The organism is Pseudomonas sp. TMP9, from assembly GCF_037943105.1.
Taxonomy (GTDB): domain Bacteria; phylum Pseudomonadota; class Gammaproteobacteria; order Pseudomonadales; family Pseudomonadaceae; genus Aquipseudomonas.
The window spans coordinates 3,159,410-3,172,779 of record NZ_CP149803.1; the positions used below are offsets into that span (position 1 = coordinate 3,159,410).

13 protein-coding genes are annotated in these 13,370 nt (G+C 60.1%); 9 read left to right on the forward strand and 4 right to left on the reverse strand.

Going from position 1 to position 13,370, the window contains the following annotated elements; all coding sequences use genetic code 11:
- Positions 1–20 precede the first annotated feature (20 nt).
- The 5 genes from WF513_RS14960 (at position 21) to ureC (ending at position 3,860) form a co-directional block, all read left to right on the forward strand.
- The gene (locus WF513_RS14960; RefSeq protein ID WP_339080180.1) at positions 21–860 is read left to right on the forward strand and encodes an urease accessory protein UreD; all 840 of its coding nucleotides are present in this window, start codon (positions 21–23) and stop codon (positions 858–860) included.
- Between the two features lie 3 nt (positions 861–863).
- Positions 864–1,166 (forward strand): urease subunit gamma, encoded by a 303-nt coding sequence (locus WF513_RS14965; RefSeq protein WP_339080182.1) that lies wholly within the window; start codon positions 864–866, stop codon positions 1,164–1,166.
- Entirely contained in the window at positions 1,166–1,669 is a 504-nt protein-coding gene (locus WF513_RS14970) for an N-acetyltransferase family protein (RefSeq protein WP_339083607.1), read from the forward strand. Before WF513_RS14965 ends, WF513_RS14970 begins: the two co-directional genes overlap by 1 nt.
- A gap of 4 nt (positions 1,670–1,673) precedes the next feature.
- On the forward strand, positions 1,674–1,982 hold the full coding sequence (locus WF513_RS14975) for an urease subunit beta (RefSeq protein WP_339080183.1): 309 nt from the start codon (positions 1,674–1,676) through the stop codon (positions 1,980–1,982).
- A 177-nt stretch (positions 1,983–2,159) separates the two neighbouring features.
- Entirely contained in the window at positions 2,160–3,860 is a 1,701-nt protein-coding gene (gene ureC, locus WF513_RS14980) for an urease subunit alpha (protein WP_339080185.1), read from the forward strand.
- 22 nt (positions 3,861–3,882) lie between these two features.
- Here the strand turns inward: ureC and WF513_RS14985 are convergent, their stop codons facing one another.
- From WF513_RS14985 to WF513_RS14995, 3 genes are all read right to left on the reverse strand, one after another.
- Positions 3,883–4,668 carry an ABC transporter substrate-binding protein gene (locus WF513_RS14985; RefSeq protein ID WP_339080186.1) on the reverse strand — a complete coding sequence of 262 codons (786 nt, stop codon included), beginning with the start codon at positions 4,666–4,668 and terminating at the stop codon, positions 3,883–3,885.
- 225 nt (positions 4,669–4,893) lie between these two features.
- Entirely contained in the window at positions 4,894–5,745 is an 852-nt protein-coding gene (locus WF513_RS14990) for an oxaloacetate decarboxylase (RefSeq protein WP_339080188.1), read from the reverse strand.
- 115 nt (positions 5,746–5,860) lie between these two features.
- Entirely contained in the window at positions 5,861–6,859 is a 999-nt protein-coding gene (locus tag WF513_RS14995; protein ID WP_339080189.1) for a type II secretion system F family protein, read from the reverse strand.
- 251 nt (positions 6,860–7,110) lie between these two features.
- Here WF513_RS14995 and WF513_RS15000 point away from each other — a divergent pair, with 251 nt between their 5' ends.
- The 4 genes from WF513_RS15000 (at position 7,111) to WF513_RS15015 (ending at position 10,850) form a co-directional block, all read left to right on the forward strand.
- Positions 7,111–7,839 (forward strand): VC0807 family protein, encoded by a 729-nt coding sequence (locus WF513_RS15000; RefSeq protein WP_339080191.1) that lies wholly within the window; start codon positions 7,111–7,113, stop codon positions 7,837–7,839.
- A 24-nt stretch (positions 7,840–7,863) separates the two neighbouring features.
- Complete coding sequence (locus WF513_RS15005) at positions 7,864–8,301, forward strand: YqaA family protein (protein ID WP_339080192.1); 438 nt, start codon at positions 7,864–7,866, stop codon at positions 8,299–8,301.
- Between the two features lie 165 nt (positions 8,302–8,466).
- Entirely contained in the window at positions 8,467–9,420 is a 954-nt protein-coding gene (locus WF513_RS15010; protein WP_339080193.1) for a YbhN family protein, read from the forward strand.
- Between the two features lie 158 nt (positions 9,421–9,578).
- Positions 9,579–10,850 carry an Hsp70 family protein gene (locus tag WF513_RS15015; protein ID WP_339080195.1) on the forward strand — a complete coding sequence of 424 codons (1,272 nt, stop codon included), beginning with the start codon at positions 9,579–9,581 and terminating at the stop codon, positions 10,848–10,850.
- A gap of 150 nt (positions 10,851–11,000) precedes the next feature.
- Here WF513_RS15015 and WF513_RS15020 read toward each other — a convergent pair whose 3' ends face one another.
- Positions 11,001–13,319 carry a YgiQ family radical SAM protein gene (locus WF513_RS15020; protein WP_339083609.1) on the reverse strand — a complete coding sequence of 773 codons (2,319 nt, stop codon included), beginning with the start codon at positions 13,317–13,319 and terminating at the stop codon, positions 11,001–11,003.
- Positions 13,320–13,370: the final 51 nt, after the last annotated feature.

Sequence of the window (13,370 nt, forward strand, 5' to 3'; positions counted from 1 at the left end):
CCACCCTACGATAAGACCCTATGAACGCATCCGTACCCGTCTCCGTATTTACCCCCAGCTGGCACGCCGAGCTGGAGCTGGGCTATGGCCGCGATGGCGATGCCACCCGCCCGACCCTACGTCGCCATAAAGGCCCGCTGCGGGTGCAAAAGCATCTGTATGCCGAAGGTCCCGAGGTATGCCAGCACATTATCGTGCACCCGCCAGGTGGCATCGCCGGTGGTGACCGTCTGGATATCTCGGCCACGGTCGGCGCCAACGCCTGGGCCCAGCTGACAAGCCCCGGTGCAGCCAAGTGGTACCGTGCGGCCGGCCCGGCCTATCAGCACCTCCGGCTGCGTGTCGAAGCCGGCGCCACCCTGGAATGGCTGCCGCAAGAAACCATCGTCTACGCCGCCGCCCAGGCTGAACTGAGCACCGAGATTGCACTGTTCGGCGATGCCAAGCTGCTCTATTGGGATACCGTCGCTCTCGGCCGCCCAGCCAGTGGCGAACGCTTCGATGCTGGCCACTTCCAAGCCGAACTGAATATCCGCCGCGACGGCCAGTTGCTCTGGCATGAACGCCAGCGTGTAGTCGGCGGCGATGGCTTGCTCGATTCGCCCATCGGCCTGGACGGCAAACCGGTTTTCGCCACCCTGCTGATCACTGGCGAAATCGACAGCGAATTGCTGGAACGCTGCCGCAATCTGACCACACCGGTACGCGGCAACCTAACTCAACTACCGGGCCTGCTGGTGGCCCGTTGCCTAGCCAGTGAAGCGCTGCATGCCCGCGACTGGCTAATCGAACTTTGGCGCTTATTGCGCCCTGAATTGCTCGGACGCGATACCGTCCCCCCAAGAATCTGGAGTACCTGACTGATGGACCTAACGCCCCGCGAAAAAGACAAACTGCTGATCTTCACCGCTGGCCTGGTGGCCGAGCGCCGCTTGGCGCGAGGGGTGAAACTCAACTACCCGGAAGCCATCGCCTACATCTCGGCCGCTCTACTCGAAGGCGCTCGCGACGGCCAGACCGTGGCCGACCTGATGCACTTCGGCACCACACTGCTGAGCCGCGACCAAGTGATGCAAGGCATCCCGGAAATGATCCCGGATATCCAGGTTGAAGCCACCTTCCCGGATGGCACCAAGCTGGTCACCGTCCACCAACCCATTGCGTAATCAGCATGCCTATTTATGACGCCACTCACGCCGACCTGCCCGCCATCCTGGCCATTTACAACGAGGCGGTTGAAGCCACCACAGCCATCTGGAACGAAACCCAAGTCGACTTAGCCAACCGTCAGGCCTGGCTAGCCGAGCGAACCGCCGCGGGCTTCCCGGTATTGGTGTCTCGTAGCGACGCGGGGGAGGTACTTGGTTACGCTAGCTATGGCACCTGGCGCGCCATCGAGGGCTTTCGTCACACCGTCGAACACTCGGTGTATGTGCGCAGTGACCAACGCGGCCAGGGCCTGGGCCCACAATTGATGCACGCACTGATCGAGCGCGCAAAGCAGGCAGGCCTGCACGTCATGGTCGCGGCCATCGAGAGCGGCAACAGCGCCTCGATCCGCCTGCACCAGCGCGCAGGCTTTGTCACCACCGGCCAGATGCCGCAAGTCGGTCGCAAATTTGGCCGTTGGCTTGATCTGACCTTTATGCAATTGATGCTGGAGCAATAGCGCAATGATCCCCGGTGAATACCAGATCCAGGACGGCGACATCGAGCTCAACGTCGGACGCCGCACCCACACACTGACGGTGGCCAACAGCGGTGACCGGCCGATTCAGGTCGGCTCGCACTACCATTTTTTTGAAAGCAACGACGCGCTGACCTTCGACCGCGCTGCCACGCGCGGCATGCGCCTGAATATCCCAGCCGGCACCGCGGTGCGCTTCGAGCCCGGGCAGAGCCGCGAGGTGGAGTTGGTCGACCTGGCTGGCCACCGCCGCGTGTTCGGCTTTGCCGGGCGCGTAATGGGCAAGTTGGATTAAACCCGCCCAAATGGAAATGCGTTCACCTGTAGGAGCGGGCTTGCCCGCGAAAGTGAGCGCCACGAACAGCCTGGGTAGGATGGGTGGAGCAAGCGATACCCATCGCCAAAACCGAACCAAGCATTGATGGGTTACGCCGCGTTGCGTCTAACCCATCCTACGGACAGGACTCACAGCATGAAAATCTCCCGCCAAGCCTATGCCGATATGTTCGGCCCCACCGTCGGCGATAAAGTGCGCCTGGCCGATACCGAGTTGTGGATCGAGGTGGAAAAAGACTTCACCACCTACGGCGAGGAAGTGAAATTCGGCGGCGGCAAAGTGATCCGCGACGGCATGGGCCAAGGCCAACTCTGCGCCGCGGATGTGGTCGACACCCTGATCACCAACGCGCTGATCATCGACCACTGGGGCATCGTCAAAGCTGACGTAGGCCTCAAAGACGGCCGCATCGCCGCCATCGGTAAGGCTGGCAACCCGGACATCCAACCCGACGTGACCATCGCCATCGGCGCCGGCACTGAAGTGATCGCCGGTGAAGGCATGATCCTCACCGCTGGCGGCATCGACAGCCATATCCACTTTATCTGCCCACAACAGATCGAAGAGGCGTTGATGAGCGGCGTCACCACCATGATCGGTGGCGGTACGGGACCGGCCACCGGCACCAACGCCACCACTTGCACCTCCGGCCCTTGGCACATGGCGCGCATGCTGCAGGCCGCCGATGCCTTCCCGATGAACATGGGCTTTACCGGCAAGGGCAACGCCTCTTTGCCAGAGCCTTTGATCGAGCAGGTTAAGGCTGGCGCCATCGGCCTCAAGCTGCATGAAGACTGGGGCACCACCCCGGCGGCTATCGATAATTGCCTGAATGTAGCCGACCAATTTGATGTGCAGGTGGCGATTCACACCGACACGCTGAATGAATCCGGCTTCGTCGAAACCACCCTCGGCGCGTTCAAGGGCCGCACCATCCACACCTACCACACCGAAGGCGCCGGTGGCGGTCACGCGCCAGACATCATCAAGGCCTGCGGCTTCCCCAACGTGCTGCCCAGCTCGACCAACCCGACCCGGCCGTTCACCAAGAACACCATCGACGAACACCTGGACATGCTTATGGTCTGCCATCACCTCGACCCAAGCATCGCCGAGGACGTGGCCTTTGCCGAAAGCCGCATCCGCCGTGAAACCATCGCCGCCGAGGACATCCTGCATGACCTCGGCGCGTTCAGCATGATCAGCTCCGACAGCCAGGCCATGGGCCGTGTCGGCGAGGTGATCACCCGCACCTGGCAGACCGCCGACAAGATGCACAAACAACGCGGCCCGCTGGAAGGCGATGGCCCCGGCAACAGCAACTTCCGGGTTAAACGCTACATCGCCAAGTACACCATCAACCCAGCCATCACTCACGGCATCAGCCACGAAGTCGGCTCGATTGAAGTGGGTAAATGGGCGGATTTAGTGCTCTGGCGCCCGGCATTCTTTGGCGTGAAACCGACGCTGATTTTGAAAGGGGGCGCGATTGCCGCCAGCCTGATGGGCGACGCCAACGCCTCGATCCCCACCCCGCAGCCGGTGCATTACCGACCGATGTTTGCCAGCTACGGTGGCAGCCGTCACGCCACCTGCTTCACCTTTATCAGCCAAGCTGCATTTGACGCCGGCGTGCCTGAGCAGCTGGGCTTGCAGAAGAAAATTGGCGTGGTCAAAGGCTGCCGCACCTTAAAAAAGAGCGATTTGATCCACAACGATTACCTGCCGAACATCGAGGTCGACGCGCAGAACTATCAGGTTAAAGCCGATGGCCAGCTGCTCTGGTGCGAACCCGCCGAGGTGCTGCCGATGGCGCAGCGCTATTTCCTCTTTTAGCAAAGCCACGGGGATGACCCGGCTAACGACCTACCTCGATCTGCAGTAACTCATCCGGCACCTGCTGGCCGGGAAACCAGTGCTGGAAAGTCGAGGTAAAGCTGCCGTCGCGTTTGGTCTCATCAAGGGCGCGCTGCCAGCGCTCGACCACTTGCGGGTCAGTCTTCAGGGAAAACGCTAGATAAGACTGGTGCTGGAGAAAAACGAACTGAGGCTCGACCTGCTCCGGCGTCATGCCCACCATGGCCAGCATTCCGGGTAAGGCCATCTCACTGACCGCCAGCACATCGGCTCGTCCAGCACTGAACATTTGCATCATTATGTCCGGAGCGGTCACCGTGTAGATATTATTGAAGCCCTTAGTCTGCAGGTACTCGTAGCTGTACCACTGACGCGGCAGGACTAACACCCCAGCAGCCGCCGCCTCTTCAAGGCTGGTGATACGAATGCCAGAGCTCTTGAGCGTGTAGAAGCGACTGCGCGTGTGGGTAAGGGGCCCTACCCACTGAAACAACTTTTCACGGGCTGGAATGCGCGCGGTGGTAAAAACGACCGCATTGGCATCAACTTGTGCCTTGGCATAGCCGCGCGTCCAGGGTCCTAGCTCAATATCTGTACTATCCCCCGTGCGGATCGCCAACTCCTTGATGATCTCCGTGGAAAAACCACTCACCTGACCGGCACGACTGATATTCAGCGGTGGGTTTTCCTCGGTGTACAGGCGCAACTCAACAGCGAAGCAGAGCTGCCCGTAGAGCAACACCAAGCACACAGCCAATAAGCCACTTCGTGCAGATATAAAGGACATAGCGATCAGACCGCCCAGAGGTACACATACTCAGCATAGTAGCTGCGCTATTCATGCAGCGCAGGGTTCAATGTGCAGTAGGCAAGCACATTGGCTAACGTGACTGGGTGCCCTTGCGGCCCGCCGGTTTAGCCGCCGAAGTTGGCCTTCTCCCGATCCGACTCAGTCTGGAAGGCTCCGCATAAGCGCACGCCCGGCGCATCTCAAGCCCACAGGTCGCGCTATTTATTCCTTAACCTCCATAAATTCGCGGGCCCAAACGATGTAATCCTCGGGCTGGGTGTACGTGTGGGTCAGTTCGGTGGCATTGAGGTCGCAGAGTTGGGCGCCGCGCTGCTCGCGCAGGCAGTCATAGGTGGCTTTGATCGCGGCGAAATAGGCCGCGTGGCCGTTGACCACAATGCGCACACCCAGGCTCGCTAAGCGCGCGTTATCACGCAGCTTGGGGTTGCCGTAGGTGACCAACATCAGCGGGATGCTCAGCGCCGCTGCAAATTGCTGCAGATGGTCAAAGTCTTCGACGCCAACCAGGCAAATCGCGTCGGCACCGGCTGTTTGATATGCCTGAATACGACGAATCAGCTCGCTGGCCTCCAACACGCCGGCATGGGTGCGCGCGATAATCGCCAAATCCGGATCGACCCGCGCCTCCAGTGCTGCGCGAATTTTGCCGACGCCCTCGTCGATGCTGATCAGGTCGGTGGATTTGCGCCCAAACTGCGCCGGCAATAAGGTGTCTTCAATGGTCAGTGCAGCGATCCCGGCACGCTCTAACTCGACCACCGTGCGCATCACATTCAGCGCGTTACCGTAGCCGTGGTCAGCATCCGCAATGACCGGCAGGCGGCTTACACGGCCAATTCGGGTAGCCTGCTCAACAAACTCGCTCAGGGTAATCAACGCGAAGTCTGGGGCCGCCAGAACTTGTAGTGAAGCTACAGAACCACCCAAAATGCCCACCTCAAAACCGAGATCGGCAGCGATGCGCGCCGCCATCGGATCAAACACAGAGGCCGTGTGATAGCAGCTATTTGACCCGAGAAGCGCGCGAAGGTCGTGATGCGAGGCTCTTTGCATGGGAATGCACCATCAGTCAGGAGTAGGCTTTAGGCGTGCAAATATGTAGTAAAACTACAAAATCAGCCAGCGACCATACGCCCACCTTCACTGCCTGCGGCCGCTTGGGCGTGTATCAACCTAATTCAGCCGGCAACCGCGGGCCAAAGCCCGCGCCCGTGAGCAGCCCATAAGCCACCCACAGCATCACCGCAACATAGAGTAAACGCGGAATCCAGGTGGCCAGTTGCTCAGTCAGGCTATCCAGCTTCTGGGTTTCTACCTTGGCATAGTTGAGCAAACTGGCCGGCAGGGTGCCGCTGGCCTCGCCCGTGCGGATCAAGCCAAGTGCCAAGCCGTGCCCAGGAAAGTCCAGTGTCGCCAATGCCTCAGCCAAGGACTGGCCATGCTGAATGGCCTGTTGCACGCGACTGAAGCGCTGGCGCAGCGGTGCATCGCTGATCACTGCGCAGGCTTTAGGAAGGGCCTCCAGCATGGGCATGCCGGCTTCCAGCATCAGCCCAAGGCTGTCGAAAAAATCACGCACGCTGCGCCTTTGCAGCGCCGGGCCGAACACCGGCAGCCTTGCCAGCCAATCATCTAGGAATGAAGCGCGACTGCTTGTCGCGTCAGCGCGCCGCAGATAAAGCTTGCGCCCCACACCATAGAGCGAACTCAGCACCAGCAGCGGCGCCAGCACGCCCCATAGATAACCGGCAATGCTTAACTGGCCACCCACCAGCGCCGGCAGCGGCTGAATAAAAAGGGCTAACAGCAACACGACAGCCGGCAACAGCAGGCGTGATTTCACGGTGGCGGCCTGACGGGCCTGCCGCGTGTAACGCTGGGCCAGACGCTGATAGACCGTGGCCAGGCAACCACTGGCTTGGGCGGCGCGCAACACGCTGCCATCCAGCTGGCTGAACAACCCGCTGCGCAATCCGGCGCTGGCGATATTGCTGCCTGCGGCGATCTGTGTGTGCAGGCCGGCCAGTGCGGCGCGTGCCCTTTTCGGCAACTGCAGGCTGAGCAACGCCCGCTCAACCGGCACACCGGCCTTTTCCATCGCGGCCAGATGCGCGAACAACTGAGCGCGTGCGGCAAGATCAAGCAAGGCAGAACGCGGTGTGGGCATGACCAGACTCAATCAAATGGCGGGTGGCAACCCGCAACAGGCGCCAGATTAGCAGGCCTTGCAGCGCGACTTACGCCCCTGCAACGGCCCACGCTGTTTTTTTGCAAAACGGCAACAGGCTGACTTCGCCCACAGCGTGAAGACCCAGTCGACCCATCACTCATACTTTTTCACACTCCAGACGACGGCCGGGCTGGTAGCCGCCGCCCAAGCAGGCGATGATCGCGCCTCATTCCCGCACCTTGAATACCATGACCGATACCACGCCAAGCACTCAGGCCACGCACAAACCTCGCCCGCTGATCGATTTGCTAGTCAGCATCGTGATTCCCTCTGTGATTTTGATGAAGCTCAGCAGTGAAGCCAAGCTCGGTGCTGACGGCGCGCTGATGCTGGCCTTAGCGTTCCCGCTGGGTTGGGGCAGCTTTGAGCTGCTCAAGTACCGCAAATTCAACTTTATCGCCCTGCTTGGCTTGGTCAGCGTGCTGCTTACCGGCGGCATCGGCCTGCTTAAGCTGGACAATCAGTGGCTGGCGATTAAAGAGGCCGCAATTCCAGGGGTAATCGGCATCGCCGTGCTGGTCTCAACCTACACGCGCTACCCGCTGATCCGCACTATGTTGTTCAACAAAAACGTGCTTAACGTAGACAAGATTCACCAGCGCTTGGAACAAGCCGGCAACACCGAGCAATTCGAGGCGCGCCTGCTCAGGGCCACTTACTTGCTCAGTGGCACGTTCTTCTTTTCCTCGGCGATGAATTACGCGCTGGCCAAGTGGATTGTGATCAGCCCGGCCGGCAGCGAGGCCTTCAATGCTGAACTGGGGCGGATGAATCTGCTCAGCTATCCAATGATCGCGATCCCGTCGATGATCATGCTGATGGGCCTCTTCTATTACCTGTGGCGCACCATCCACGGCCTCACAGGCCTTAAGCTGGAAGATGTGATGGCCAATGCTGAGCACGAAAAACAGCCCTAAACAGCGCCGCCCAGCCGCCAACCGATGCTGACCTTTTCAGCTTATCTGAGTCTGTTTATCTCGGCCCTAGGCGCCGCCACACTGCTGCCGCTGCAATCGGAAAGCGTGCTGGTAGCCTTACTTCTCAGCCAGGCTTATTCGCCTTGGGCACTGCTGGCGGTGGCCAGCGTCGGTAATATTCTCGGCGCGCTGCTTAACTGGTTGCTCGGCCGCTACCTTGAACACTTTCGCCATAAAACATGGTTCCCGGTCAGTGCCGCGCGCCTGCAGCAAGCGCAGCGCGGTTACGCCCGCTATGGCCGCTGGTCGTTACTGCTCAGCTGGGTGCCGATTATCGGTGACCCACTGACCTTGGTGGCGGGGGTGATGCGCGAACGCCTATGGATTTTCCTGTTGATCGTCGGTTTGGCGAAAACAGCCCGTTACGCGCTGCTGGCTGCGTTGACCCTCAACTGGGCCTAAGCAAGCACGGCGGCGACAGGCACCGCATTGGTACGCTCAGGGCGCTGGGCGCGCGCAAAGGTTGAGCATCTGCCAGGCCTCCGCGATACTGCGCCGCCACCGCCCAGGCCGCGCACAAGCCCAACCCCAGAACGAAGGAGTGATCACCGTGGTGCTGCAGCCGTTATGAAAAGAAGTGAGCTGATCTGGACCCTGGTGGGCCTGTGCGCCGTTGGACTGTCGGGCTACTTGCTCTACCAGCAAGTGCGCACGATTTCTCTGGATGAAATCGCTGACAGCCTGGGCGCCATTACACGCCTGCATTGGTTACTCGCGGCCGGTGCAACCTTGGGCGCTTATGCTGCCCTGGCATGGTATGACCGCATTGCCTTGGCGCATTTGGGTAAACAGATCCCTTGGCGCTTTGTCAGCCTGTGCGCCTTCACCACCTACGCACTGGCGCACAATATTGGCGCGTCGGTGTTCTCTGGCGCACTGGTGCGCTACCGCGCCTACCGCAGCAGGGGCATGACGCCAGCGGAAATCGGCATCCTGATCGTCTTCTGCTCCTTTACCTTTGCCCTCGGCACCCTGCTCGCCAGCGGCTGCGTGTTGCTGCTAGAGCCGCAGCTGATTCATCGCGTCGCCGATGTCAGCCCACGGGTATCAGAGACGATCGGTGCGCTCCTGCTGGTGTTGGTGGCGCTCTACGTGCTGGGCTCTTGGCGGCAATTTAAACCCTTGCATTGGGGCAAGCTGCATATTGAATACCCACGACTGCGAATTGTCGGCCGGCAGCTGCTAGCCGGGCCGATTGAGCTGGCCTGTGCGGCAGCGATCATTTACTTCGCCCTGCCGACGGAACATAACCCGGGGTACTTCGTGGTGTTCGGCGTATTCCTGGCCTCGTTCTCACTGGCGCTTTTATCCCACGCGCCCGGCGGCTTAGGCGTACTCGAAGTGACCTTTCTGGCGGCCATGCCCGAATTACCGACAGCAGACGTCCTCGCGGCACTGATCGTCTTTCGCGGCTTTTACCTGCTGCTGCCGTTAGCCCTGTCCCTGCTGATAGTGCTGGGTTTCGAATGGACGCAGTGGCAGAGCCGCCATAAAGACAGCAACAGCGCCACCCCGCACTAAAACACCCAACCCTGCAGATATCTGCAGCAGCATTACGCCGCGCACTCGCATAGAATGCGCGGCCGTTTTTGCTGCTCGGTCCTTTATGCGCAAGCGCTTAAGAGCGGTGCTCTTAAACGGCCACAACCCCCGGTAACTTTTCAGGAACAGCGCGCCGCATGACCCTCACCACTCCAGCCCGCGCCTGCGGCATCGACTTCGGCACCTCCAACTCCACTGTCGGCTGGCTGCGGCCGGGCGTCGACCCGCTGATCCCCCTAGAAGACGGTAAGATCACCCTGCCCTCAGTGGTGTTTTTCAATATGGAAGAACGCCGCCCCGTTTACGGTCGTCTGGCCCTGCAGGAATACCTAGAGGGGTACGAAGGCCGCCTGATGCGCTCGCTGAAAAGCCTGCTCGGCTCAAAGCTACTGAAAAGCGAAACCACGGTGCTGGGCAGCGCCCTGCCCTTCAAAGACCTGCTAGGCTTTTATATAGGCGAGCTGAAAAAGCGTGCCGAGGCCACCTCCGGCCGGCCGTTTGAAGACGTGGTGCTGGGTCGGCCGGTGTTCTTCGTTGACGATGATCCGATCGCAGACTTGGAGGCACAAAACACCCTGGTGGCAGTGGCGCATAAGCTCGGTTTTAAGGACGTGTCATTCCAATACGAACCCATTGCCGCTGCGTTTGACTATGAGTCGGGCATCAGCCGGGAAGAACTGGTGCTGATCGTCGATATCGGCGGCGGCACCTCGGACTTCTCCCTGGTGCGCCTGGCCCCGGAACGGCGCAACTTAGCTGACCGCCACACCGATATTCTCGCCACCGGGGGCGTGCATATCGGCGGTACTGATTTTGACAAGCAGCTATCGCTGGCCGGAGTGATGCCGCTGTTTGGCTATGGCAGCCGGATGAAAAGCGCCGCGCCGATGCCCACCAGTACGCACCTCAATTTGGCCACCTGGCACACCATCAATGCGGTCTATTCCGCGCAATCGCAACGCCAGCTGCAAAGCATGCGCTACGACATCATCGACCCCACCGGCATCGACCGCTTATTCCAGCTGATCGAGCGCCGCGATGGTCACTGGCTGGCCATGCAAGTTGAAGACAGCAAGATCGCCCTCACCGAGCAGGATGCTCGCCCCATCGACCTCGGCCGTCTTGAGTCGGGGTTGGTCGCCGAGTTGACCCGCGCGCTGTTTGAAGACGCCATCGAACCGCTGCTACAGCGCATACATGCCAGCGTCACGCAGCTGCTCAGCGATGCCGGCGTTGGCATTGAGCAGATCGATACCGTGTTCTTTACCGGCGGCTCCAGTGGCATTCCCGCATTGCGCCAGAGCGTCGCGGCGATGCTACCCAATGCCCGCCACGTTGAAGGCAACACCTTCGGCAGCATCGGCAGCGGCTTGGCTATTGAGGCGATGAAGCGTTACGGCAGTTATTAAGCCGTAGGGTGGATGACGTTGTATCCATCCGCCATCAGCTGCACTGTGGTGGATGAGAACGGCGTCATCCACCCTACACAGTTGATCCGCAGCCCTTATCTGCACCATAAAAAACGCCAGCTCAACGCTGGCGTTTTTATCTGCGCAAAATCAGCGCGGTACAGCCGGCTTCTTCACCGGCTTCTTGCCTTTGCCTTTCGCGGCGTCAGAACGTTCTTTAGCCGCCTGTTGATTACGCACTTGAGCGGCGGCCTTGGCTTGCTCGCGCTTGTCCCAAGGGTTGCCGGCCGCCGCGCCGGTGTCCCGCGGCGGCAAGCCGGTGTGCTGGGTTAGCATCGGCTTACTCTTAGCAGCAGCGGCACCGGCAACTTTTTTGCTGCCCGCTGGCGTCGAGTTCTTCCGACGCGCGCTCTGGTAACCCTCGGTAGCCGGTTGGTGCAGCGGAATCAGCTGGTTCTTGCCCGGCCCGATCAAGTCGGCGCGGCCCATCCGAGTCAGCGCTTCGCGCAGCATCGGCCAGCCTTTGGGATCGTGGTATCGCAAGAACGCCTTGTGCAGACGACGCTGCTCTTCGCTTTTGACGATGGCCACGCTGTCGCTCTTATAGCTGACCTTGCGCAGCGGGTTCTTGCCCGAGTGGTACATGGCGGTGGCAGTAGCCATCGGCGAGGGGTAGAAGGCCTGCACCTGATCAGCGCGAAAGCCGCTGCTTTTCAGCCACAAGGCGAGGTTCATCATGTCCTCATCCGTGGTGCCCGGATGCGCCGCGATAAAGTACGGGATCAGGTACTGCTCTTTACCCGCTTCTTTGGAGTACTTCTCGAACATACGCTTGAACTTGTCGTAGCTACCAATGCCCGGCTTCATCATCTGATTCAGCGGGCCTTCCTCGGTGTGCTCCGGGGCGATTTTCAGGTAGCCGCCGACATGGTGGGTGACCAGCTCCTTGACATACTCCGGCGACTCAACCGCCAGGTCGTAACGCAGGCCAGAGGCAATCAGAATTTTCTTCACGCCCGGCAACGCGCGAGCGCTGCGATAGAGCTGAATCAAGGCCGAGTGATCGGTGTTCAGGTTCGGGCAGATGCCGGGGAACACGCAGGACGGCTTACGGCACGCCGATTCAATTTCCGGGCTCTTGCAGGCAATGCGGTACATGTTCGCGGTTGGCCCGCCGAGGTCGGAAATCACCCCGGTAAACCCTGGCACCTTGTCGCGGATTTCTTCGATCTCGCGGATGATCGACTCTTCCGAACGGTTCTGGATAATGCGGCCTTCGTGCTCAGTGATCGAACAGAAGGTACAGCCACCGAAGCAGCCGCGCATGATGTTCACCGAGAAGCGAATCATGTCGTAAGCCGGGATTTTCTCTTTGCCATACACCGGGTGCGGAACGCGCGCGTAGGGCATGCCGAACACGTAATCCATCTCTTCGGTGCTCATGGGGATGGGCGGCGGATTGAACCACACATCCACGTCGCCGTGTTTTTGCACCAGCGCACGGGCGTTGCCTGGGTTGGTTTCCAGGTGCAGTACACGGTTAGCGTGGGCATACAGCACCGCGTCGGCGCGTACTTTTTCCATCGACGGCAGGCGGATTACCGTTTTGTCGCGGGTCATTCGCGGACTGTCGAGCAACTGCACAACCTGCGGCTCGTTCGGGTCTTCCACCGGAGCCTTGTTCTGTTCAATGGCGCAGGCTTCGGTGTCTTGGGTATTCACGTACGGGTTGATGATCTTGTCGACCTTGCCCGGTCGATCGATACGCGTGGAATCGACTTCGTACCAGCCTTGCGGCGTATCACGGCGGATAAAGACCGTGCCACGCACGTCGGTGATGTCTTCGATCTTATGGCCGTAGGACAAGCGTTGAGCGACTTCGACAATGGCCCGCTCGGCGTTGCCATAGAGCAGGATGTCGGCGCTGGCGTCGATCAGGATCGAGTTGCGCACTTTGTCCTGCCAGTAATCGTAATGAGCGATGCGGCGCAACGACGCTTCGATACCGCCCAGCACAATCGGCACGTTTTTATAGGCTTCTTTACAGCGCTGGCTGTACACCAGGCTGGCGCGATCAGGGCGCTTACCGGCCATACCGCCAGGGGTGTAGGCATCATCCGAACGGATTTTTTTATCGGCGGTGTAGCGGTTGATCATCGAGTCCATGTTGCCGGCCGCCACACCGAAGAACAGGTTCGGCTCGCCGAGCTTCATAAAGTCGTCTTTCGACTGCCAGTTCGGCTGGGCGATAATGCCCACGCGAAAGCCTTGCGACTCCAGTAGCCGGCCAATAATCGCCATGCCGAAAGACGGATGATCAACATAGGCATCACCGGTAACGATGATGATGTCGCAGCTGTCCCAGCCAAGCTGATCCATCTCTTCCCGGCTCATCGGCAGGAAAGGTGCAGGCCCGAAACACTCGGCCCAGTACTTTGGATAATCGAATAACGGCTTGGCGGCTTGCATGGACATGGAAAGTGACCGGCGGTAGCGAACAGGGAGGGTAAATCGCGGCCG

Coding starts and splice junctions, on each gene's coding strand:
- WF513_RS15015 (WP_339080195.1), top strand. CDS start 9,579: ATGACCCTCACCACTCCAGCCCGCGCCTGCGGCATCGACTTCGGCACC.
- WF513_RS14990 (WP_339080188.1), bottom strand. CDS start 5,745: ATGCAAAGAGCCTCGCATCACGACCTTCGCGCGCTTCTCGGGTCAAAT.
- WF513_RS14975 (WP_339080183.1), top strand. CDS start 1,674: ATGATCCCCGGTGAATACCAGATCCAGGACGGCGACATCGAGCTCAAC.
- WF513_RS14960 (WP_339080180.1), top strand. CDS start 21: ATGAACGCATCCGTACCCGTCTCCGTATTTACCCCCAGCTGGCACGCC.
- WF513_RS15000 (WP_339080191.1), top strand. CDS start 7,111: ATGACCGATACCACGCCAAGCACTCAGGCCACGCACAAACCTCGCCCG.
- WF513_RS15020 (WP_339083609.1), bottom strand. CDS start 13,319: ATGCAAGCCGCCAAGCCGTTATTCGATTATCCAAAGTACTGGGCCGAG.
- WF513_RS14985 (WP_339080186.1), bottom strand. CDS start 4,668: ATGTCCTTTATATCTGCACGAAGTGGCTTATTGGCTGTGTGCTTGGTG.
- ureC (WP_339080185.1), top strand. CDS start 2,160: ATGAAAATCTCCCGCCAAGCCTATGCCGATATGTTCGGCCCCACCGTC.
- WF513_RS14995 (WP_339080189.1), bottom strand. CDS start 6,859: ATGCCCACACCGCGTTCTGCCTTGCTTGATCTTGCCGCACGCGCTCAG.
- WF513_RS15010 (WP_339080193.1), top strand. CDS start 8,467: ATGAAAAGAAGTGAGCTGATCTGGACCCTGGTGGGCCTGTGCGCCGTT.
- WF513_RS15005 (WP_339080192.1), top strand. CDS start 7,864: ATGCTGACCTTTTCAGCTTATCTGAGTCTGTTTATCTCGGCCCTAGGC.
- WF513_RS14965 (WP_339080182.1), top strand. CDS start 864: ATGGACCTAACGCCCCGCGAAAAAGACAAACTGCTGATCTTCACCGCT.